The organism is Luteibacter sp. SVR4-7G, from assembly GCF_056755555.1.
This window is the reverse complement of sequence record NZ_JBPGXO010000056.1, coordinates 1-22,060: the sequence shown is the minus strand read 5'-3', so window position 1 is coordinate 22,060 and position 22,060 is coordinate 1. Positions and strand designations below refer to the sequence as shown.

The window sequence follows — 22,060 nt, the reverse complement described above, 5'->3', positions numbered from 1 at the left end:
AGATGTGTATAAGAGACAGACACAGGACCTGCTGCTCCTAGCGAAAAGCTGTCGCGCGCGGGCGCGCTCCTACAGAGGCCGCTGTAGCCCGTCGGTACATCGGGCTACACCGGGCTCGGTGGGCTTCTGTCGCGGCCCATCGGGTCTGACGCGGGCCCTCGCGGTACGCGTGGTTGCCACCCTCGCGGCTACCGCTGTTGCAGCGGATTGACCTCTCCACCCGCTTCCGGCGGCGACCCCACCAGCCGGATCTCGCTCTGCGGATACGGGATGGTGATGCCTTCTTCGTCGAAACGCTCCTTGATGCGGCGAAGCATCGCGGTCTGGGTTTCCCACATGTCGGCGGTGACGGTCCAGCCGCGGATGACCAGGTTCACGCTGAAGTCGGCCAGCGACTCCGTCCACACGCCCGGCGCGGGGTCCCTGAGGATGCGCGCGTCGGCGGCAAGCAACTCCTGCACCACCTGCATCGCCTTGCCGATGTCGTCGCCGTAGCCGATGCCTACCTTGATCTCGAAACGGCGCGTGCCGCGGACGTTGTAATTGATGATCGCGTCGCCGCCGACCTTCGCATTCGGCACCACCGCCTGGCGATTGTCCGGGGTGATGAGGTAGGTGTGCATGAGGTTCACGCTTTCCACCGTGCCGTCCACGCCGCCCACGGTGACGAAGTCGCCCACGCGGAAAGGACGGAACAGGATCAGCAGCACGCCCCAGGCGAGATTGGACAACGAGCTGTTGAGGGCCAGGCCGATCGCCAGGCCGGCGGCGCCGATGGCGGCGATGAACGACGCCGTGGGCACGCCCATGGTGCCAAGCACCTGGATGAAGAGCAGCGCCAGCAGCACGCCGTAGATCACGTTGCGCAGGAACAGCGCGAGGGTGACGTCGACACGCGCGCGCTCCAGCGCGCGGCGGCCGAAGTTGGCGAGGCGCGCGGCGAACCAGAAACCGATCACCAGCAGCAGGATGGCCAGGCCGATGCGGATGGAATACGTGATGATCAACACGCGCATGGCGCCGTCGATGCCGAGGCGGTCGAGGAAATCGATCATGTGTCCTGCCTTCGTCGCGTTGGAAAAAACGCATCGAGGCTAGCAGGTGGCTGGGGAAATGGCAGTCCCCGGATTCCCGGCCAGCGGGTGCCGCCGCCAGCAGCGGGCTTTGTGTGTAGGAGCGCGCCTCGCGCGCGACATCTTTTCGCCAAACGCTACAGGGCCTGATGCGTTCGGCGAAAAGATGTCGCGCGGAGCGCGCTCCTACAGATGGACGTTACGGTGTGCTGTCGGCTGTTGGCTTTTGCGGGACCTGGGCCGTTTGCGGGGCGTCGATCTTGCGGCCGCCGTAGGGCAGGACCTGGGCGGCGAGCTTGGCGTCCGACTTGATCATCGCCACCTCGTCGCCCACGATGTGCGCGGCTTCGTCGAGCGGCGTGTCCTTGGCCTTCTTGGCTTCGGCTTCCTGCTTGATCTCCGACTTGATGCTGCGCTCGTTCGGGTTCAGGCCGTCGTCGGCCGTGTTGCCCGTGTCGCCGAGTTCCGCCGGGCTGCCGTCGCCGCCGAAGATGGCCTTGCGGCGGTTGCGGAAATCGGTCTGCGTCGCCTCGTACTGCTTGCGCTCGGCCTGGCGTGCAGCGAAGTTGAGCGAGATATCGGTCTTGTCGCGCAGCTTCTGGTACTGCGCCAGCTCGTCGAGCATCAGCTTCCACGCCGGCGAATTCGCCACGCGCGCCTGGTGCTTCTCGTTGAGCGGGCCGATGATCGGCTTGAGGTCGGCGACCGGCTTGTAGTCGGCCGGATCAATGTGCCGCCAGGGCAGCGCGTTGTCGTAGGTGGACTCGCCGAATTCCTTCGCGTCGCCGTTCTGCGGGAACTGCACGTCCGGCGTGACGCCACGCAGCTGCGTGCTGTCGCCGTTGATGCGGATGAACTCGGCGATGGTCATCTTGAGTTCGCCGTACTTCGCGTCCTCGCCCGTGGTGGCCTTGCCGAAGCGGTCGAGGTCCACCAGGTTCTGCACGGTGCCCTTGCCGAAGGTGGGCTCGCCGATGATGATGCCGCGGCCGTAATCCTGGATGGCTGCCGCGAAGATCTCGGATGCCGAGGCCGATCCGCGATTGACCAGCACGGCCATCGGGCCGTCCCAGGCCATGCCCGGCGCGTCGTCGCCCTGGGCGTCGACCTGGCCGCGCGCGTCGCGCACCTGCACCACCGGGCCAGTATCGATGAACAGGCCGGTGAGCTCGGTGGCTTCATTGAGCGAGCCGCCGCCGTTGTTGCGCAGGTCCATGATCACGCCGTCGACCTTCTGCGCCTTCAGCTCGGTGAGCAGCTTGGAGACGTCGCGGGTGGCGCTCTTGAAGTTGGCGTCGCCGTTACGGCGCGCGCCGAAGTCCTGGTAGAAGGTGGGCAGTTCGATCACGCCGATCTTGCGCGTGACGTCGCCGTCCTTCACGTCGATGACCTTCGACTTGGCGGCCTGCTCTTCCATCGTGACCTTCTTGCGGACCAGGGTCACGATCTCGTGCTTGCCGTCCACGCCGGCGTCGGCAGGAAGGATCTCGATGCGGACGGTGGTGTCCTTCTTGCCCCGGATCAGCTTCACCACGTCGTCCTGGCGCCAGCCGACCACGTCGACCAGCGGACCGGTCTCGCCCTGGCCGACGGCCACGATGCGGTCGCCTGGCTTCATCTTGCCGGACTTGATCGCCGGACCGCCGGGGACGAGCTCGCGGATGGTGGTGTAGTCGTCGCGCGCCTGCAGCACCGCGCCGATGCCTTCCAGCGACAGCCGCATGGCGATGTCGAAGGCATCCGCGGCACGGGGGCCGAGGTAGTCGGTGTGCGGGTCGGTGGAGTTCGCGTACGCGGTCATGAAGGCCTGCGTGGCGTCCTCGTCGTCGAGCTGGCGCACGCGCGTGATGTACGTGGCGTAGCGCTTGTCGAGCGTCTTGCGGATGTCGTCGTCGTTCTTGCCGGCCAGCTTCAGGCGCAGCCAGTCGTTCATCGTGCGCTTGCGCCACACGTCGTCGAGTTCAGCCTGGTTCTTCGGCGGCGCGGCCTTCTTGCGGTCGAAGTTGAAGCTTTCGTTGCCGCTGAAGTCGAAGCCCTTCTTGAGCAGGCTGCGCGCGTAGTTCATGCGGTCCACGGCGCGGGTGACGTACAGGTTGAACACCGAGAACGGACCGGAGAGGTCCTGGTTCCAGATGGCGTCGTCGAACTGCGTCTTCAGCGGCTCGAACTTCGCGAGGTCTTCCTGGGTGAAGAAGACCTTCTCGCTGTCCAGCGACTCGATGTAGGCCTTGTAGATCTTGGCCGACATGGCGTCGTCGAGCGGCTGGGCCTGGTAGTGGAAGCGGGTGAGGAAGCGCGCGGAGAGCTGCGACGCCTGGGCCTCGGCCTGGGTGGGCTTCAGCGGCAGGCTGGATTCCTTGCGCTGCGGCTGGGGCGAGGTGGCGGCTTCCGACGCGTCCTTGGGCTGCGGCGCGGACTTCGTCGCCGGCGCGGTCGTATCGGGCTGCTGCTGCGGAGCGGCGGCCTGTGCCTGGACGCCCGCGGCCGACAAGGCCAGCAGGAGGGCGATCGCGGGGCGGAGAGTCATGTAGTCGGAGCCTCGGTATGCGTTGGGGCGATTATTCGACGACGCCGGCGGCGTGAGCCATCAGGTCGGCATGGTAGGAGGATCGCACCAACGGGCCGGAAGCGACATGGGAGAAGCCCATTTCCTCGCCAGCGACACGCAGCGCCTCGAATTCGTCCGGCGTCCAGTAGCGGACCACGGGGTGATGGTGCGCCGTCGGCTGCAGGTACTGGCCGATGGTGATCATGTCCACGTTATGGGCGCGTAGATCCCGCATGGTCTCCAGCACCTGTTCCAGCGTCTCGCCGAGGCCCAGCATGATGCCGGACTTGGTGGGCACGGACGGATGCTGCGCCTTGAAGTTCTTCAGCAGGTCGAGCGACCACTGGTAGTCGGCGCCCGGGCGGACCTCGCGGTACAGGTGCGGGACCGTCTCCAGGTTGTGGTTGAACACGTCCGGCGGGAAATCCTTGAGGACTTCCAGCGCGCGCTCCATGCGGCCCTTGCCGCGGAAATCCGGGGTGAGGATCTCGATGCGGATGTCCGGGCTGGCGTGGCGCACGGCGCGGATGCACGAGGCGAAGTGCTCGGCGCCGCCGTCGCGCAGGTCGTCGCGGTCCACCGAGGTGATCACCACGTAGCGCAGGCGCATGTCGCGGATGGTCTCGGCCAGGCGCGCCGGCTCCAGCGGATCGGGGGGCAGCGGACGGCCGTGGGCCACGTCGCAGAACGAGCAGCGCCGGGTGCAGACCTCGCCGAGGATCATGAAGGTGGCGGTGCCCTTGGAGAAGCACTCGTGGATGTTCGGGCAGGAGGCTTCCTCGCAGACCGTGACCAGCGAGTTCTCGCGCAGGCGCGCCTTCAGCTGCTGCACGGCGTTGCCCTGCGGCAGGCGCACGCGGATCCAGCCGGGCTTGCGCAGCGCGGGCTGGGTGGTGTCGAAGCCGGCGCGGTTAAGCCCGATCTTGTCGTTGCCCAGCATCTTCTCGCCGGGCTTGTCGACGACGGCGATCGGGATGCTGCGGGAGGGGGAAGCGGAAGTCTGGCTCATGGGGCTACAGCCTCAGACCGCAAGGCGCGCGGGGAGTTCGGGAAGGATGGGATCGGCGGGCACGGCGTGGAAGCCGAACTGCTTGCAGAATTCCTGTACCAGGACGTCTTCCACGTCCGCCAGCCGCGACGGACCGCCCAAGTCTAACACCTGGGTGACCTCCAAACCCTTGTACCCGCAGGGATTGATGCGGTGGTAGGGCTCCAGGTCCATGTCCACGTTGAAAGCCAGGCCGTGGAAGCTGCAGCCGCGGCGGATGCGCAGGCCCAAGGCGGCGACCTTGGCCCCGGCCACGTACACGCCGGGCGCGCCCTCGAGCCGCTCGGCGCCGATGTTCCACTCGCCCAGGGTGTCGATGATGGCCTGCTCGATCTTGTTCACCAGCTCACGCACGCCCACCCCGACGCGGCGCAGGTCGATCATCGGATAGGCCACGATCTGGCCGGGCCCGTGATAGGTCACCTGGCCGCCGCGGTCCACCCGGACCACCGGGATATCGCCGGCGAACAGCACGTGCTCCTCGAGCCCCGCCTGACCCAGCGTGAACACCGGATCGTGCTCCAGCAGCCACAGCTCGTCGACGGTGTCTTCGGTGCGGTTGTCGGTGAAGGCGCTCATGGCCTTCCAGGTGGATTCGTAGGGGACGCGCCCCAGCCGGCGGACGTTGAGGGGGAGGGTCATGGGGGGACGAGGTTGGAGGGAATGGTGGGAACGTGTGGGCGGAGCCCTGGCGGGACAAGGATACGCCCGGCGGCACCGGACGGTACGGGCGGCGCTGGCCGATGCTTGCCGCAGGCACTGGGCGCTGGCCGATGCTTGCCGGCGGCACTGTAGGAGCGCGCCTTGCGCGCGACAGCTTTTAGCGAAGAGCAACAGGCCCTGTACTCAAGGCCCCAAAAGCTGTCGCGCGCAAGGCGCGCTCCTACACGGCCCCGGCGCCCGGGCGTTACATCGTGAACCGGATGTTCTCGTCGGCACGCAGCGTGCTGTGCGCCTCCAGGTACTTCTCGCGGGTCGCCGCGACGAAGCTCACCGTCACCGACTGGTAATTGCCGGCGGGGGTCAGCTTGGTCGACAGCGTTTCGTGGAGTACCTCCAGCCCGATGCCGAGGAGCAGCGCCGGAACGTGCTTGTCGAGACCCGCGTTGGCATTGCCGATCGCGGTGATCTCGAATTCGCCGGGGAACTGGAAGCCTTTGCCTTCCTTCTGTGCCTCGCTGAAATCGATCTCGCGCATGACCGCCTCCTTCTTACTTCTTGGCGCTGTCGTCGCTGTGGAACCACAGCATGATCGTGTCCCAGAGGCGCGAGAAGAAGCCGCCTTCCGGTGCGTCGGCGAGCGCCACGAGCGGCTTGGTCAGCACGGGCTGGCCGTCGAGCGTGACGCGCAGGGTGCCGACCTGCTGACCCTTCTTGAACGGGGCAATCAGGGTGGCGGGGATGTCGAGGTTGGCCTTCAGCTTGTCGTAGTCGCCGCGCTTGACCGAGACCATGGCGTCTTCGGTAAGGCCCAGCGCGATGGTGTTCTCCGCGCCCTTCCACAGCTTCGGCGTGGCCAGCGGCTTGTTGGCCTCGTAGAGCTTGTGCGATTCGTAGAAGCGGAAGCCGTAGTTGAGCAGCGCCAGCGCGGCATCGGCGCGGCCCTTCTCGCTGCTCGCCCCCATCACGATGGCGATCATGCGCGCGTCGCCCTGCTTCGCCGAGGCGGCGAGGCAGTAGCCGGCGGCGGCGGTATGGCCGGTTTTGATGCCGTCCACGGTGTTGTCGCGCCACAGCAGCAGGTTGCGGTTGTGCTGCTTGATGCCGTTCCACTCGAACTCCTTCACCGCGGAGATCGCATAGTCTTCGGGGAAGTCGTGGATGAGGGCCCGCGAGAGGATCGCGATGTCGCGCGCCGTCGTGTAGTGGTTGGCGATGGGATAGCCCGACGCGTTCTGGAAGTTCGAGTGGGTCATGCCCAGCTGCTTCGCGTACGCGTTCATCAGGTTCGCGAAGGCCGGTTCGGAACCCGCGGTGTGCTCGGCCAGCGCGATGGCGGCGTCGTTACCGGACTGGATGATCATGCCGTACAGCAGGTCCTTGAGCGGCACCTGGCTGTTGAGCTTGAGGAAGCTGGTGGAACCGTCGGTGCCCGCACCGCCGCCCCGCCACGCGTTCTCGCTGATGGTGACCGGATCGGTCATGTGGATCTTGCCGTTGCCGATCTCGGCGGAGACGACGTAGTCGGTCATCACTTTCGTGATCGAGGCCGGCTCCACCTGCATGTCCGGTTCCTTCGCTGCGATGATCTGCCCGGTGTTGTAGTCCATCAGCACCCAGCTCTTGCCATCCACCTCCGGCGGCGGCGGCACCGGTGCCTCGGGCACCACCGGGCGCGGTACGGACGGACGGGGCGGCGTCTGCTGCGCCACAGTCACGCCGGCGAGGAGCGCGGCGGCGGCGAAAGCGAACAGGGAACGGGGCAAGAGCTTCATCGTTTCAGCGGTCCAGTCAAAACAGGAAAAAGAAGGTCAGTCTATCGCGACCTGCGGCCTGGGCAGGCCCATGCCGGCGATCTCGTCGGTAAGGCGGTCGGCGGCGTCCACATCGGCGAGCGGTCCGACGCGCACACGGCGCACGTTGCGACCGCCGATCTGGGCTTCCACGACACTGACCGGCCCAAGCCCGGCCCGGTTCAATTGATCGGCCACGCGCTGGGCGTTGGCGACATCGGAGAAGGCACCGACCTGGAGGTAGATGTTGGGTTTGCCGGGTACCGGGGGCGTGATGTTGCCCGCCGGAACCGCGGCGGGCGCCGTGCCTGCGGTCCTCGCCGCGCTGCCTGCCACGGGCGGCAGTGCCTCGGCCGGCGAGACGTCGGTCATGCCGGATACGTGGCCGTTGCCGTAGTCGTCGCCGTGCCCTTCCGTCAGGGCTGGCGCGCTCATGGCGCCCATGGCGGCGGCCGGGGCCGCCACGGTCCGCGGCGACGGCGGTACTGCCGGCGGGGGAGCCGCCTCGGCTGCGATGACCTGCGACGAGTTGGCCCGCTGCCGCGGGATCGCCGCTGAAGCGGCTCCCACAGTTGGGGCGGGCCCCACAGGTGAAGGGGCCCCCGCAGCTGAGAGGGCTCCCACGGATGAAGGAATTCCCCCAGATGAGGGGCCACCCGCAAGTGAGGAGGCTCCCACGCGTGAAGGCGCTCCCCCGGCTGAAGGGACTCCCGCAGCTGTGGGGGCGCCCGCGGGTGAGGCGGCTCCCGCAGATGAGGGGGCCCACACGCGTGAAGGGGTTCTTGCAGGTGATCCTGCCACGACCGGCGGCGCGGTCACCGGGGCAGGCTTCGGGGTCGTTTTCACGTAGGGCGCGCCGCGGTCGCTGCCGGGATCGGAGGGGTCGATGGCGCGCACTTCCACCAGGCCCGTGCCCTTGGGCCACACGCCGAGCTTCACGGCGGCGGCGAAGGAGAGGTCGATGATGCGGTTCTCGTGGAACGGCCCGCGGTCGTTGATGCGCACGATCACGCTCTTGCCGTTCTCCAGGTTGGTGACGCGCGCGTAGCTCGGCAGCGGCAAGGTCTTGTGCGCCGCCGAGAACTGGTACATGTCGTATTCCTCGAGGCTCGAGGTCTTGTACCCGTGGAACTTGTTCCCGTAGAACGACGCGATCCCGCGCTCCACGTAGCCACGCGGACTGGGCAGCACATTGTAGGTCTGGCCCAGTACGGAATACGGCGACTTGTTGCCGTAGAGCGAGCGCGGCTCCACCTTCGGCACCGGCTCGGGCAGCTTGCTCACGTCCGGCGCCTCGGTGGGCACGCTGTCGCTGCGGCTGCGGTAGCGGCTGGACTGGCCCTTGCGGATGTCGTCGTAGCCACGCGAGGGGGACGAGGAGCCGCTGCCGCGGGACGCCGGGCGGGAATTCCTGGAGCCGCCGCAGGCGGTGAGCAGCACCGCGACCAGGAGTACCGCAAGCCATTGTAGGAGCGCGCCCTGCGCGCGACGCCGTTGGGGCCGTGAGCCACACGCCCTGCTGCTCTTCGCGAAAGGCTGTCGCGCGCGCTGCGCGCTCCTACACGCGCAGGGCGCACTACTGCAGATCGCGGGCGGCACCGCCTCTGCGGTGTCCGGCTTCATTGCGTGCCCGCTCCTGCCACCCGCGCGCGGATCTCCTGCGCCAGCTGGTCCACCGCCATCGCGTACATCGGGCTGCGGTTGTAGGTGGTGATCACGTAGAAGTTCTGGAAGGTGAACCAGTACTCGTCGCCGGACGGGCCGTCGAGGCGCACGAGTTGCGCGTCGCGGCCTGGATTCAGGTGCTGCAGCGGCGCGAAGCCCTCGGCCACGAACGCTTCCACGGGAGCCACCGGACGCCAGTCCTTCGGCACCTCGGGCGCCACGGCCCGGGCATCGGGCTGGGCGCGTGCGGCGACAGGGCCGCCGCTTTCCCAGCCGTGCTGGGCGAAGTAGTTCGCCACGCTGGCGAAGATGTCGCCCATCGAGCCCTTCATGTCGATCCGGCCGTCGCCGTCGTAGTCGACGCCCCAATCGCGGATCGACGAGGGCATGAACTGCCCCCAGCCCTGCGCGCCGGCATAGGAGCCCGTGAGCGTGTCGAGCGGACCGCCCAGGTGGTTCTGCGGCAGTTCCAGGAGGACTTTCAGCTGCTCGCGGAAGAACGGCGCGCGCTTCGGGTAATAAAAGGCCAGCGTGGTCAGCGCGTCCAGCACCTTCCACTTGCCGGTGTTGCGGCCGTAGAAGGTCTCCACGCCCACGATGGCGACGATGTACTCGGGCGGTACGCCGTACTTGCGGCCGATGTCGTCCAGCAGCGCGCGGTGCTCGCGGTAGAAATCCGCACCCGCCGAAATGCGCTGCTCGGTGAGGAAGATCGGGCGGTAATCGCGCCAGGGCTTGCCTTCGGCCGGGCGGCTGATCGCGTCGAGGATGGCCTGCTGCTTCTTCGCGCCGTCGAGCAGCGCGTTCAGCGAGGACTGGCTTTTTCCGGTGTCCTTCGCCACTTCGCGCACCAGCTTTTCCTGGCCCGGATGGGTCCCGGCATGGGCGGCAACGGCGAACAGCAGGGGGAAGGCGATCATCGCGCCGGCGAGGCGCGGGAATGAGCGGGCGGGTCGTGCGCTGCGCGCGGCGAGAACTTCATCCATGCGCCGAAGCGTAACACGCGCATCTGGCGTGTCCGGGCCGAAATTGATGAAACATTCAGCCGGGAGATGCCCGTAGGAGCGCGCCTGCGCGCGACGGCTTTTCGCGAAAAGCAGCAGGTCCTGTCGCTCTAGGCGAAAAGCCGTCGCGCGCAGGGCGCGCTCCTACTCGTGCAGCTTGCGGTTGGCGTGGATCGACATCAGCACGCCGAAGCCGGTGAGCAGCGATACCGCCGAGGTGCCGCCGTAGCTCACCAGCGGCATCGGCACGCCGACCACGGGGAGGATGCCCGCCACCATGCCGCCGTTCACCGCCACGTACACGAAGAAGCTCATGCCGATGGCGCCGGCCAGCAGGCGCGAATACGTGTCGCGCGCGTTCATCGCGATCCACAGGCAGCGGCCGATGATGAAGGCGTAGAGCAGCATGATGGCGATGACGCCGACCAGCCCGAATTCTTCCGAGAACACCGCGAAAATGAAGTCGGTGGTGTGTTCGGGCAGGAAGTCGAGGCGCGACTGCGTGCCGTGCTGCCATCCCTTGCCGAAAACACCGCCCGAACCCACCGCGATCTTCGACTGGATGATGTGCCAGCCGTTGCCCAGCGGATCGGACTCGGGATCGAGCATGGTACGCACGCGGTTGCGCTGGTATTCGTGGAGGAACTGCCAGGCCACCGGCACCGCCGCCGCCGCGCCGCCCACGAGCAGGCCGATGCGCCACCAGGCCATGCCTGAAAGGAACAGCGCGAAGGCGCCGGCACCGGCGACCAGCAGCGCCGTGCCGAGGTCGGGCTGTTCGGCGATCAGGCCCGCCGGCACCGCGATGAGCAGGCCGACGACGGCGATGTCCTTCCAGCCGGGCGGCAGCTGGCGGGGGTGCAGGTACCACGCCACCATCATCGGCATGGTGAGCTTGAGCAGCTCGGAGGGCTGGAAACGCATGACGCCGAGATCGAGCCAGCGGTACGCGCCCCTGCCCTCGCCCAGCACCGCCACGACCACCAGCAACGCCGTGCTGCCCATGTATAGCCAGGGCGTCCACGAGCGCAGCACCGGTGGCGGAATGCGCGAGATGACCAGCAGCAGCACGCCACCGAGCACGAAGCGCGCCGCCTGGCCGCCCACCAGCGAGTAATTGCCGCCGCCCGCGCTGTAAAGCGTAGCCAGGCCGGCGCAGGCGAGCAGGAACAACGCCAGCAGCAGCGGCAGGTCGAGCCGCGGCCGGGACATCAGGCGCAGGCCGAAGCGCTTCAGGCGGAAGGACCATTGCTCGAGCACGTTACTGGTCCTCGCCGTTGTCGTAGGGGGGCGCGGTGCTTTCCGCTGCGGCCGGCGGCGGGCCCTCGGCGGACGACGCTTCCGCCGCCTCCGCCTCGGGCACGGTGTCGGCGGTGACCACCTGGCCCGGGCCGGGGTCGGCCGGCCGCTGGCCGCCTTCATCCACCACCCACTGGTCGAGGATCTTGCGCGCGATGGGGCCGGAGTCCTCGGCACCCCAGGCGCCGGCCTCGAGCACCACGGTCACGGCGATCTTCGGGTCGTCCGCCGGCGTGTACGCGATGAAGAGCGCGCGGTGGCGGCTGGCCAGGTAGGCCTTGTTCTTGTTGGTGTCGTAGGCATCGGTCTTGCGCGAGAAACGCTCGGCCGTGCCGCTCTTGCCCGCGATGACGAAGGGGAAACCGATGCCCAGCTTCTTGCCGGTGCCCTTGCCGGAGTTGATCACCGCTTCCATGCCCTCGTTCACCGCTTCCCAGTCGGCGGCCTTGCGGATCACCGAGGGGCCGCTGGGCGGGAAGGATTGCGGAACACGCGCACTGTCCACGCCATCCTGCGTGTCCAGCAGCAGGTGGGGCGCATAGGGCACGCCGCGGCCGGCGAAGGTGGCGACGGCGTGCGCGAGCTGGATCGGCGTGACCGCCCAGTAGCCCTGGCCGATGCCCGAGATGATGGTTTCGCCGGGGAACCAGCCCGCCTTGCTGCGCGACGCCTTCCATTCGCGCGAGGGAAGCACGCCCTCTACCTCGCCGATGAGGTCGATGCCGGTCTTCTTGCCGAAGCCGAGCTTGCCCATCCAGCCCGACAGGCGGTCGATGCCCATGTCCAGCGCGAGCTTGTAGAAGTAGGTGTTGGTCGATTTCTCGATCGCGGCGATCATGTTCACCGTGCCGTCGCCGCCGCGCTTGTCATCGCGATAGCAGCGCGACTGCCCCGGAATACAGAACTCGCCGGTGGAAAGCACGGTATCGCTCGGGCGGCGGATACCCATCGCGAGGCCGCCGAGGGCGAGGAACGGCTTGACGGTGGAACCGGGCGGATAGACGCCACGCAGGGCGCGGTTGTACAGCGGCTTGTCCGGCGCCGTGGTCAGCGCCTTGTAGTCGGCGGAGCTGATGCCGTTGACGAAGAGGTTGGGGTCGAAGCTAGGCTCACTGGCGAAGGCCAGCACCTGCCCGTTGCGCGGATCGATGGCGATCGCCGCGCCGGCACGGCCGTTCATCGCCTCTTCGGCCGCCTTCTGCAGGCGCACGTCGATGCTGAGGTAGATGTTCTTGCCCGGCGTAGGCGGCGTGGTGTCAAGCACGGCCTGGGTGCGGCCGTCCGCATTCACTTCGACCAGTTCGTAGCCGGGTTCGCCGTGCAGCAACTTCTCGTAATAGCGCTCGATGCCGATGCGCCCGATGTGCGTGGTGCCCTTGTAGCTGGCTTCCTCCTCTTCATCCATGCCTTCGAGGTCGTCGGCATCGATGCGGCTGACGTAGCCGATGACATGGGCCAGCTGGGCGCCCATCGGGTAGCGCCGGGTGAGGTATGGCACCACGTCGACGCCGGGGAAGCGCCAGCGGTTCACGGCGAAGCGGCCGATTTCGTCCTCGGTGAGCTTCAGCTTGAGCGGCACGCCCTCGAAGCGGCGGCTCTGCTTCACCTGCTTCCTGAAACTGGCAATGTCCTCGTCGCTCAGCGGCACCACCGCGCCGAGCCGGGCCAGCATGTCGTCCATGTCGGTGACCTGCTCGGGCGTCACTTCAAGCCGGAACGCGGGCACGTTGTCGGCCAGCAGCACGCCGTTGCGGTCATAGATGAGCCCGCGCGCGGGCGGAATGGCGCGCGGCTTCACGCGGTTCTGGTCGGAGCGCACCACGAACTCGTCGTGGTGCAGCACCTGCAGGTACACGTAGCGCACGCATACGGCCGCGAGGCCGAGCAGGATCAGCGCGAAGCCGGCCACCGCGCGGCGGCGGAACAGCGCCACCTCGCCGCGTACCTCCTTGATGGAAGCGCGCCGCCGGCTCATGCCTCGTGGATGCGCAGGCGCGCGCGGAGGTCGTCGAGGATGAGGAACACGAACGGCCACAGGGCCGCGCCGACCAGCGGCGAGATCCAGTATTCCGGCGGGGGCAGCGGATCGCCGCTGAACACGCGCACCAGCATCAGCAGGATGCGGTCGTTCACGAGGAAGCCCAGCACGGCCAGCGACTGCTGCCACATGGGGAAGAAGCGCAGGCGCGAGCGGAAGCGCAACGCGATGAACACCATCGCGGTGAGACGCAAGGCCTGTTCGCCCAGCAGCACGCCGTCGAACAGGTCGGCGGCCACGCCCAGGGAGAACGCCAGGCCGAGGGTCACGCGGTCACCCGACTGCAGGCACCAGTAGAGCAGCACCAGCGCGGGCCAGTACGGCTTCAGCGGCGTAAGCGGGCCCGGCAGCGGGACCAGCATGAGGAACAGCGAGATCAGCAGCGTGGCGGCGAACCACAGCTGGCGGACGCGGACCTTGTTCATGGCGCGCCTCCGGCCCGTGCCGCGGCGGTGGACGATCGCGCGGGAACCGGCGACGCGGTAGGCGACGTGACCGACGGAAGCGTCGGCGCGACCGGCGCGTTCGGATCAGGGGCGAGGCTGGCGGGTGGGCCGGCCTCGGGCGCGGGTGCCGGGGGGCCGGCCCCTTCCGCGAGGTCGTGCAGGAGGAGCACGTCCTCGCTGCGGTCGAGGTCGGCGGCGGGCTTTGCCTGGGCCGAGAGGAACGTGCCGGAGGGCGTCTGTGCCACGTCGCGGATCTCGCCCACGGGGAACCCGACCGGGAAACGGCCGCCGAGGCCGGAGGTGACCAGCTTGTCGCCCACCTGCACGTCCGCCGAGACGGGGATGTTCGGCAGCGAGAGCATGTCGCCGGTGCGCGAGCCATAGGCGATGGTGCGCAGGCCGGTACGCTCGATGGTGACGGGAATGGCGTGGTTCGGGTCGGTGATCAGCATGGCCACGGAGGTGGTGGGCATCACGTCCACGATCTGGCCCATCACGCCGCGCGCATCGATCACCACCTGCCCCGGCTGCACCTTGTCGCGCGCACCCACGTTCAGCACGATGCGATGGCGGAAGCTGCCGAGGTCCACGCCGATCAGGCGCGCGAGCTGCACGTTGAGCGAAAGGCTGTGCTGGGTGTCGAGCAGCTCCTTCAGGCGCTGGTTCTGCTCGGCGACCGAGGCCATGCGGTTGAGCTTGGCGTTCGCCAGGAGCAGGTCCTCACGCAGGCGCTGGTTCTGTTCGGTGAGGCGCTGGCGATCGGCGAAGGCCACCGTCGCCGCATGGAAGCCCTGCGAGGGCAGCCCGGCGATGCGATAGACCGGTTCGACCACCAGCGAGAGCGCGTAGCGCGCGTTCGGCAACCAGCCGCCGCGGTGGTCGAGCACCATGAGCACGCAGGCGAGCGCAAGGTAGACGATCAGGCGCAGCGTGCCCGCCACGCCCGGTGCGAACAGGGGCGATTTGTCGTCGCGATTCAGGGCCACGATTCAGTGCGCTCCGGCCCCTGCGCCGCGAGCGCCCTCATCATTCGAACGCGAAGAAATCGCTGCCGTGCTGGTCGATCATCTCCAGGGCCTTGCCGCCGCCGCGCGCCACGCAGGTGAGCGGATCGTCGGCCACCTGCACGTGCAGGCCGGTTTCCTCGGAGATCAGGCGATCCAGGTCGCGCAGCAGCGCGCCACCGCCGGTGAGCACGATGCCGCGCTCGGCCACGTCGGAGCAGAGCTCCGGCGGGGTCTGCTCCAGCGCCGCCTTCACCGCCGCCACGATGCCCGAGAGCGGCTCGTGGAGGGCTTCCAGCACCTCGTTGGAGTTGATCGTGAACATGCGCGGCACGCCTTCGGCAAGGTTGCGGCCCGAGATTTCGATCTCGCGCACCTCGCTCTGCGGGAAAGCGCAGCCGATTTCCAGCTTGATCCGCTCGGCGGTGGATTCGCCGATCAGGGTGCCGTGGTTGCGGCGCACGTAGTTGATGATGGCCTCGTCGAAGCGGTCGCCGCCCACGCGCACGGACTGCGAGTAGACGATGCCGTTGAGCGAGATGACCGCCACCTCGGAAGTGCCGCCGCCGATGTCCAGCACCATGGAGCCGCGCGCCTCGTGCACCGGGATGCCGGCGCCGATCGCGGCCGCCATCGGCTCCTCGATGAGGAAGACGTCACGGGCACCGGCCCCTTCGGCCGATTCCTTGATGGCACGGCGCTCCACCTGGGTCGAGCCGCAAGGCACGCAGACCAGCACGCGCGGGCTCGGGCGCAGCATGCGCGAACGGTGCACCTGCTTGATGAAGTGCTGCAGCATCGCCTCGGTCATGGTGAAGTCGGCGATGACGCCATCCTTCATCGGGCGCACGGTGGCGATGTTGCCCGGCGTGCGGCCCAGCATGCGCTTGGCGTCGCCACCCACGGCCGCGACGGCCCGGGGACCGCCCGGACCGCGATCCTGGCGGATCGCCACCACCGACGGCTCGTTGAGGACGATGCCCTGCCCGCGCACATAAATGAGCGTGTTCGCCGTGCCGAGGTCGATGGAAATGTCGTTCGAAAAGAGTCCGCGGAACTTCTTAAACATGATGCGGCGGGCGCCCATAGCGGGAAAAAGTAAGCGTGCGAGTCTAGATTGGCGCCCTCCCCCACGCAAGGGCACCGTTGTTAAGAAAGCCTTGTAAGTCCGGATGATGCGAGCGGAATCTGCCCGCCACCCGCGGTTTGGGGCCGGCCGGGGCGCTCGCCTGCGGGGCCGATTTTGGGTAGGATTCGTGGGTTTGCCGGACCCCGCGCGGGCGGCGTCTCACGCGGCGGCCACCCGGTCGCGCCAATCCATCTCCAGGGCCACCCAACGCATGACTGCCGTAATCTGCGGATCGCTCGCCTATGACACCATCATGGTGTTCCAGGACCAGTTCAAGAACCACATCATTCCGGATCAGGTGCACATCCTGAACGTGTCGTTCCTGGTGCCGGCGATGCGCCGCGAGTTCGGCGGCTGCGCGGGCAACATCGCGTACAACCTGAAGCTGCTCGGCGGCGAACCGATGCCGGTGGCCACGGTGGGCCAGGACTTCGCGCCGTACCGTGCGCACCTCGAAAAGTTCGGCATCCGCCTCGACGGCGTGCGCCAGTTCGACGACCAGTTCACCCCGCAGTGCTTCATCACCACCGACCTGGACAACAACCAGATCACGGCCTTCCATCCCGGCGCGATGTCGAGCGCGCAGGAAAACCACGTGCGCGACATCGCGCATTGCACGTTCGGCATCGTCGCGCCCGATGGCCGCGAAGCCATGCTGCAGCACGTGGACGAATTCTCCGCGCGCGGCGTGCCCTTCATCTTCGATCCGGGCCAGGCCATGCCGCTGTTCAACGGCGACGAGTTCCGTTCGATGATCGAGCGGTCCACGTACGTGATCGTCAACGACTACGAGTCGCAGTTGCTGCAGCAGCGCACGGGCTGGAATGCGCAGGAGATCGCTTCGCGGGTGCAGGCGTACATCGTGACGCTCGGACCGCGCGGCTCGCTGATCCATGCAGACGGCCAGACGATCGAGGTGCCGCCGGCGCGCGAGCGCAAGGTGGTCGACCCGACCGGCTGCGGCGACGCGTACCGCGCCGGCCTCATCTTCGGCATCATGAAGGGCTACGACTGGCCCACCGTTGGCCGCATGGCCTCGCTGATGGGCGCACTGAAGGTCGAGCACCCCGGCACGCAGAACCAGTACTTCACCTACGAGCAGTTCGCCACGGAATTCCAGGACCAGTTCGGCTACGCGCTGGGCTGAGATTCGCAAGCCGCAGGGGCTCCGCCAGTACCTGTAGGAGCGCGCCTTGCGCGCGACAGCTTTTGTAGCCGTGAGCAACAGGCCCTGGCGCTCTTCGCGAAAAGCTGTCGCGCGCAAGGCGCGCTCCTACACAGGGGTGTTACCGCGATGGCATGAATGCCATCGTGGCGTTCACCGCCTGCTTCCAGCCTTCGTAGAGATCGTTGCGGCGATCGTCCGTCATCGCCGGTTTGAATTCGCGGTCGACGGCCCAGCGCGCGGCAATGTCCTGCTTGTCCTTCCAGAACCCGACGGCAAGCCCCGCGAGGTACGCCGCACCTTGCGCCGTCGTCTCCTGCACTTTCGGGCGCAGCAGGGTCACGTTGAGAATGTCCGCCTGGAACTGGGCCATGAAATCGTTGGCGATGGCGCCGCCATCCGCGCGCAGCTCCTTCAACTGGATGCCAGAGTCCGTCTGCATCGCTTCGAGCACGTCGCGGGTCTGGTAAGCCATCGATTCCAGTGCAGCGCGGATGAACTGCTCCTTCGTGGTACCGCGCGACAGGCCGAAGACCGCACCGCGCACGTCGCTCCTCCAGTACGGCGCGCCTAGCCCCACGAAGGCCGGGACGAAGTACACGCCGTCGTTGTCTTTCGCCCGCTCCGCGTAGGCCTGCGAATCGGAAGCCTTGCCGAGCATGCGCAGGCCGTCGCGCAGCCACTGGATGACCGAGCCGGCGACGAAGATGCTGCCCTCGAGCGCGTATTCGACCTTTCCATCCACGCCCCAGGCGATGGTGGTCAGCAAGCCGTTCTTCGAACGCACCGCCTTCTCGCCCGTGTTCATCAGCATGAAGCAGCCCGTGCCATAGGTGTTTTTCGCCAGGCCTTCCTCGAAGCACGCCTGGCCGAACAGCGCGGCCTGCTGGTCACCGGCGATGCCCGCGATGGGCACTTCACGGCCGAAGAAGTGCTTCGCCTGCGTACTGCCGTATACCTCGCTGGAAGATTTCACCTCGGGCAGCATCGCGCGCGGCACGCCGAGCATTTTCAGCAGGTCGTCGTCCCATTCGCGCTTGTGGATGTCGTACATCAGCGTGCGCGAGGCATTGGTGTAGTCGGTGACGTGGACCTTGCCGCCCGTCAGGTTCCAGATGAGCCAGGTGTCGATCGTGCCGAACAGCAGGTCGCCGGCCTCCGCCTTCGCCTGCGCGCCCTCCACGTGGTCGAGGATCCAGCGCACCTTCGTGCCCGCGAAATAGGCATCGATCAGCAGGCCGGTGCGCTCGCGGACCATGTCCTCATGCCCTTCGGCCCTGAGCCTGTCGCAGATCTCCATGGTCTGCCGCGACTGCCAGACGATGGCGTTGTAGATCGGTTGGCCAGTGTGACGGTCCCACACCACCGCGGTCTCGCGCTGGTTGGTGATGCCGATGCCCTCGATGCAGGCCGGATCGACCTGCGAGCTGCTAATGACCTCGGTCATCGTCGACAGCACGCTGGTCATGATCTCGCGCGGGCTGTGCTCCACCCATCCGGGCTGCGGAAAGATCTGAGGGAATTCGCGCTGCGCGGTACCCGCGATATTGCCGTCGTGATCGAAGAGGATCGCGCGCGAGCTGGTAGTGCCCTGGTCGATGGCGAGGATGTAATTTTTCTTGGTCACGGTAAGTCCTTCCGAATCAGGCCGCGAGAGCGGTGTAAGCGAAGGCGGCGAGCAAGGCGCCGATGATCGAGCCGACGATGGGAACGGGAGCGTAGGCGAAATCGGAGCTGCCCTTGCCCGGGATCGGGAGCAGCGCATGGGCCACGCGCGGGCCGAAGTCGCGCGCCGGATTGATCGCATAGCCGGTGGGGCCGCCCAGGCACATGCCGATCACCACGACGAGCAGCGCGACGGCGATGGGTGCGAGGCCCTTGGCGAGGTCGTTGCTGCCGATGGCGAGCACGCAATAGACCAGCACGAAGGTGCCGATGACCTCGGTGACGAGATTGGCCGGCAGCGAGCGCACGGCGGGGATGGTGCAGAACACGCCCAGCTTCTTCACCGGGTCCGGCGTGCGGCCCCAATGCGCGAGGTAAGCGAGGTAGACCAGCACGGCGCCGGTGAAGGCGCCTGCCACCTGCGCGGCGATATAGCCGGGAACCAGCGACCATGAGAGCTTGCCGATGGAGGCCAGCGCAAGGGTGATGGCGGGATTCATGTGCGCGCCGCTCTTGGCGGCGACGAAGATGCCCATGAGCACGGCAAGGCCCCAGGCCCAGGTGATCACGCTCCAGCCGGCGTTCTCCGCCTTCGAATCCTTCAGCAGCACGCCCGCGACGACGCCGTCGCCCAGCAGGATCATCACCATCGTTCCGAGGAACTCACTCAGGTACACCGACATGCCGAGTACTCCTTGTCATCGCGCAGGCCGGTCAGTTACGGCAAAGCGCTGGGTGGACGGCGGGAACGCGCTTCAGCGCTTCGCCGCCAGGTAAGCGTTCAGGCGCTCCACGTCGTGCGGCGTGACCCGCAGGCCGACCTTGGTGCGGCGCCAGAGGATGTCTTCGGCCTCGGTCGCCCACTCGTGGCGAACGAGGTAATCGACCTCCGCCTGGTACAGGTCGGAGCCGAAATGCCCGCCAAGCGCGTCGAGGCTGGTTGCCTCGCCGAGCAGGTCGCGAGCCCGCGTGCCGTAACTGTGGACCAGCCGCCAGGCGAGTTTCTCCGGCAGCCAGGGGCGGCTGGAGCGGATGTCGGCAAGCAGCTCGTCCGTGTCGCGCTCGCCGCCACCCGGCAGCGGCGGCGCGTCTGCCGTCCATGCGGGCTTGTCGTTGCCGAGCAGCGGGGCCAGCCGGTCGACGGCTTCCTCGGAGAGCTTGCGGAAGGTGGTCAGCTTGCCGCCGAAGACGTTAAGCAGCGGTGCCCCGTCGCTGTCGATGTCCAGCAGGTAGTCGCGGGTGACCTCGGACGCGCTGCCTGCTTCGTCCTGCAGCAGCGGTCGCACGCCGCTGTACGACCAGACCACATCGGACGCAGTCAACTGCTTCTTGAAATAGCGGTTCACTGCATCGCACAGATAAGCGGTCTCGTCCGTGTCGATCGTGGGATGCGAGGGATCGCCCTGGAATTCGATATCCGTGGTGCCGATGAGCGTGAAGTCCCGCTCGTACGGTATGGCGAAGACGATCCGGCGGTCGGGCTGCTGGAAGATGTACGCATAGCGGTGGTCGAAGATCTTCGGCACCACGATGTGGCTGCCCTTGATGAGGCGCAGGGTGTGTCGGTGCTTCAGGTGCACCACGTCGTCGAGGAAACGCGCTGCCCATGGCCCGGCCGCATTCACCAGCGCACGCGCCCTCACGAAGTGCCGCGAGCCGTCGCGGGCTTCCAGTTCTGCGGTCCAGCCCCCACCATCGCGGCGCGCGTTGACGCACGTGGTATGCGTCTCGATGCGCGCACCGCGGCGGGCGGCGTCCATCGCGTTGAGCACCACCAGGCGGGCGTCCTGCACCCAGGCGTCGGAGTACACGAAGCCCAGCGCGAATTCGTCGCGCAGGGGCTCGCCGGTGACGTGCTTGGCGAAGCGCACGCGCCGTGACCCCGGCAGCGTGCGTCGGCCGCGGCCCAGATGGTCGTAGAGGAACAGGCCCAGGCGGATCATCCAGGCGGGACGCAGGTGAGGCTGGTGCGGAAGGACGAAGCGCAACGGCCAGATGATGTGCGGCGCGGCCTTGAGCAGAACCTCCCGCTCGGCCAGGGCCTTCCCCACGAGGGCGAACTCGAACTGCTCGAGGTAGCGCAGGCCGCCGTGGATCAGCTTCGTGGCGGCGCTGGAGGTGTGTGCGGCGAGGTCATCGCGTTCGCAGAGCCAGACGCTGAGCCCACGCCCCGCCGCATCGCGAGCGATGCCGGCGCCGTTGACGCCACCGCCGACCACCAGAACATCGACCTGCTCGACCATCGGCTACTCCGTTGCGGGGAGGGCGGCCGGGGCTCCGGGACTCATGCCTGGGCTGATCGATCAGGTCCCGGACATTCGTTTCGGAGCAACCCCGAAGGTATATGCGCAGAATCGCACCGATAAACGGAGGAAAATGGTGGTCTTCAACGCGATAACGAGCATATTCGAACATAAACGAACACTGCACGCTGCAGTGCAACGTAGACCGGCCGTAGGGCCCTGATCAGTCGGTCGCCACGTGCACCTGCGTTCCGGCGGCCTCGAGAACCGGAAGCAGCGCATCCGGCGGCGGCCGGTCGGTGAACCAGGCATCCACGCTGGAAAAATCTCCCAGGCGGACCATCGCGTTGCGGCCGATCTTGCTGTGGTCGGCGCCCAGGAAGACCTGGCGCGAGTGTTCGATGATCGCCTGCGCCACGCGGACCTCGTGAAAGTCGAAGTCGAGCAGCGTGCCGTCGAGTTCGATGCCGGAGATTCCGATGATCCCGAAATCGACCTTGAACTGGCGGATCAGCTCGATCGTCGCTTCGCCCGTGACGCCGTGATCGCGGCCGCGGACGACACCGCCAGCGACGATGACCTCGAAGGTCGGGTTGTCGCTCAGGAGGATCGCGATGTTGAGATTGTTCGTGATGACGCGCAGATCGCGGTGCTCGAGCAACGCGCGGCCGACACCCTCGTTCGTCGTTCCCAGATTGATGAAGAGCGAGGAGCCATCGGGAATGGCCTGCGCGATCGACGAGGCGATGCGGTTCTTCTCCGCGGCCTGCAGCGACTGGCGCGCCGAATAGGCGAGGTTCTCCACGCTCGAGGACGCACTGACGCCGCCGTGGTAGCGGCGCAGCAAGCCGTGGTCGGCGAGGAAGTTCAGGTCGCGGCGTATGGTCTGCGGCGCCACGTCGAAGTGGCTGGCCAACTGGTCCACGCCGGCGAAGCCTTCGCGCTGCACGATGGCCACCAGTTCTTCCTGGCGTCGGTTGAGTCGTGGATCCATCGTTCGTCCCCTCGCGTTAGCACCGAAACATGATGACGCGTCGTCGGCCGGGTGTCATGCGCGTGTGCCGGATAAGAAAAAACCCGGCCTCAATGAGACCGGGTTTTTGGGATAAAGCCCCTGGCGGTGACCTGTTGCTGTGCGTGCCCGTTGGGCACGACAGCAACGCCATAAAGACGAAGGCCTTCCCGGTGAGGGAAGGCCTTCTAGGATAAAGCCCCTGGCGGTGACCTACTCTTGCATGGCTTGAGCCACACTACCATCGGCGCATGCGCGTTTCACTTCT

18 protein-coding genes are annotated in these 22,060 nt (G+C 67.3%); 1 reads left to right on the top strand and 17 read right to left on the bottom strand.

The annotated features are described in order from the left end of the window. Positions 1 to 188: 188 nt before the first annotated feature. The 13 genes from ACR9ZH_RS16775 to ACR9ZH_RS16715 all read right to left on the bottom strand — a co-directional run bounded on the left by ACR9ZH_RS16775 (position 189) and on the right by ACR9ZH_RS16715 (position 15,647). Positions 189 to 1,055: a mechanosensitive ion channel family protein gene (locus ACR9ZH_RS16775; RefSeq protein WP_481291899.1), complete on the bottom strand. Its 867-nt coding sequence runs from the start codon at positions 1,053 to 1,055 to the stop codon at positions 189 to 191. A gap of 217 nt (positions 1,056 to 1,272) precedes the next feature. Continuing rightward, on the bottom strand, positions 1,273 to 3,600 hold the full coding sequence (locus tag ACR9ZH_RS16770; RefSeq protein WP_481291898.1) for a carboxy terminal-processing peptidase: 2,328 nt from the start codon (positions 3,598 to 3,600) through the stop codon (positions 1,273 to 1,275). 31 nt (positions 3,601 to 3,631) lie between these two features. Continuing rightward, entirely contained in the window at positions 3,632 to 4,630 is a 999-nt protein-coding gene (gene lipA / locus ACR9ZH_RS16765; protein ID WP_481291897.1) for a lipoyl synthase, read from the bottom strand. Positions 4,631 to 4,642: 12 nt separating this feature from the next. Next, positions 4,643 to 5,311 (bottom strand): lipoyl(octanoyl) transferase LipB, encoded by a 669-nt coding sequence (gene lipB, locus ACR9ZH_RS16760; RefSeq protein ID WP_481291896.1) that lies wholly within the window; start codon positions 5,309 to 5,311, stop codon positions 4,643 to 4,645. A gap of 265 nt (positions 5,312 to 5,576) precedes the next feature. Then, complete coding sequence (locus ACR9ZH_RS16755; protein WP_481291895.1) at positions 5,577 to 5,867, bottom strand: DUF493 family protein; 291 nt, start codon at positions 5,865 to 5,867, stop codon at positions 5,577 to 5,579. A 13-nt stretch (positions 5,868 to 5,880) separates the two neighbouring features. After that, complete coding sequence (locus ACR9ZH_RS16750) at positions 5,881 to 7,104, bottom strand: D-alanyl-D-alanine carboxypeptidase family protein (RefSeq protein ID WP_481291894.1); 1,224 nt, start codon at positions 7,102 to 7,104, stop codon at positions 5,881 to 5,883. A 36-nt stretch (positions 7,105 to 7,140) separates the two neighbouring features. Beyond that, positions 7,141 to 8,562 carry a septal ring lytic transglycosylase RlpA family protein gene (locus ACR9ZH_RS16745; RefSeq protein ID WP_481291893.1) on the bottom strand — a complete coding sequence of 474 codons (1,422 nt, stop codon included), beginning with the start codon at positions 8,560 to 8,562 and terminating at the stop codon, positions 7,141 to 7,143. A gap of 179 nt (positions 8,563 to 8,741) precedes the next feature. Then, positions 8,742 to 9,773, bottom strand: coding sequence for a lytic murein transglycosylase B (mltB, locus tag ACR9ZH_RS16740; protein ID WP_481291892.1), 1,032 nt, complete (start codon positions 9,771 to 9,773; stop codon positions 8,742 to 8,744). Positions 9,774 to 9,935: 162 nt separating this feature from the next. Beyond that, positions 9,936 to 11,003, bottom strand: a complete 1,068-nt coding sequence (rodA, locus tag ACR9ZH_RS16735; protein WP_481291900.1) for a rod shape-determining protein RodA — start codon at positions 11,001 to 11,003, stop codon at positions 9,936 to 9,938. A gap of 49 nt (positions 11,004 to 11,052) precedes the next feature. After that, a complete protein-coding gene (mrdA, locus tag ACR9ZH_RS16730) occupies positions 11,053 to 13,065 on the bottom strand; it encodes a penicillin-binding protein 2 (protein WP_481291891.1) in 2,013 nt (670 codons plus the stop codon). After that, entirely contained in the window at positions 13,062 to 13,553 is a 492-nt protein-coding gene (mreD, locus tag ACR9ZH_RS16725) for a rod shape-determining protein MreD (protein WP_481291890.1), read from the bottom strand. The genes mrdA and mreD overlap by 4 nt, the downstream gene beginning before the upstream one ends. Further along, positions 13,550 to 14,560, bottom strand: coding sequence for a rod shape-determining protein MreC (gene mreC, locus ACR9ZH_RS16720; RefSeq protein ID WP_481291889.1), 1,011 nt, complete (start codon positions 14,558 to 14,560; stop codon positions 13,550 to 13,552). The genes mreD and mreC overlap by 4 nt, the downstream gene beginning before the upstream one ends. A gap of 40 nt (positions 14,561 to 14,600) precedes the next feature. Then, positions 14,601 to 15,647, bottom strand: coding sequence for a rod shape-determining protein (locus tag ACR9ZH_RS16715; protein WP_072322142.1), 1,047 nt, complete (start codon positions 15,645 to 15,647; stop codon positions 14,601 to 14,603). A gap of 271 nt (positions 15,648 to 15,918) precedes the next feature. Here ACR9ZH_RS16715 and ACR9ZH_RS16710 point away from each other — a divergent pair, with 271 nt between their 5' ends. Beyond that, entirely contained in the window at positions 15,919 to 16,854 is a 936-nt protein-coding gene (locus ACR9ZH_RS16710) for a carbohydrate kinase family protein (RefSeq protein WP_481291888.1), read from the top strand. Positions 16,855 to 16,993: 139 nt separating this feature from the next. On the opposite strand, the gene glpK is transcribed toward ACR9ZH_RS16710, so the two are convergent. The 4 genes from glpK to ACR9ZH_RS16690 form a co-directional block, all read right to left on the bottom strand. Further along, complete coding sequence (glpK, locus tag ACR9ZH_RS16705; protein ID WP_481291887.1) at positions 16,994 to 18,499, bottom strand: glycerol kinase GlpK; 1,506 nt, start codon at positions 18,497 to 18,499, stop codon at positions 16,994 to 16,996. Between the two features lie 16 nt (positions 18,500 to 18,515). After that, positions 18,516 to 19,220, bottom strand: a complete 705-nt coding sequence (locus tag ACR9ZH_RS16700) for an MIP/aquaporin family protein (protein WP_481291886.1) — start codon at positions 19,218 to 19,220, stop codon at positions 18,516 to 18,518. A gap of 72 nt (positions 19,221 to 19,292) precedes the next feature. Then, complete coding sequence (gene glpD / locus ACR9ZH_RS16695; protein WP_481291885.1) at positions 19,293 to 20,780, bottom strand: glycerol-3-phosphate dehydrogenase; 1,488 nt, start codon at positions 20,778 to 20,780, stop codon at positions 19,293 to 19,295. A gap of 223 nt (positions 20,781 to 21,003) precedes the next feature. Beyond that, positions 21,004 to 21,774, bottom strand: coding sequence for a DeoR/GlpR family DNA-binding transcription regulator (locus ACR9ZH_RS16690; RefSeq protein WP_481291884.1), 771 nt, complete (start codon positions 21,772 to 21,774; stop codon positions 21,004 to 21,006). Positions 21,775 to 22,060: the final 286 nt, after the last annotated feature.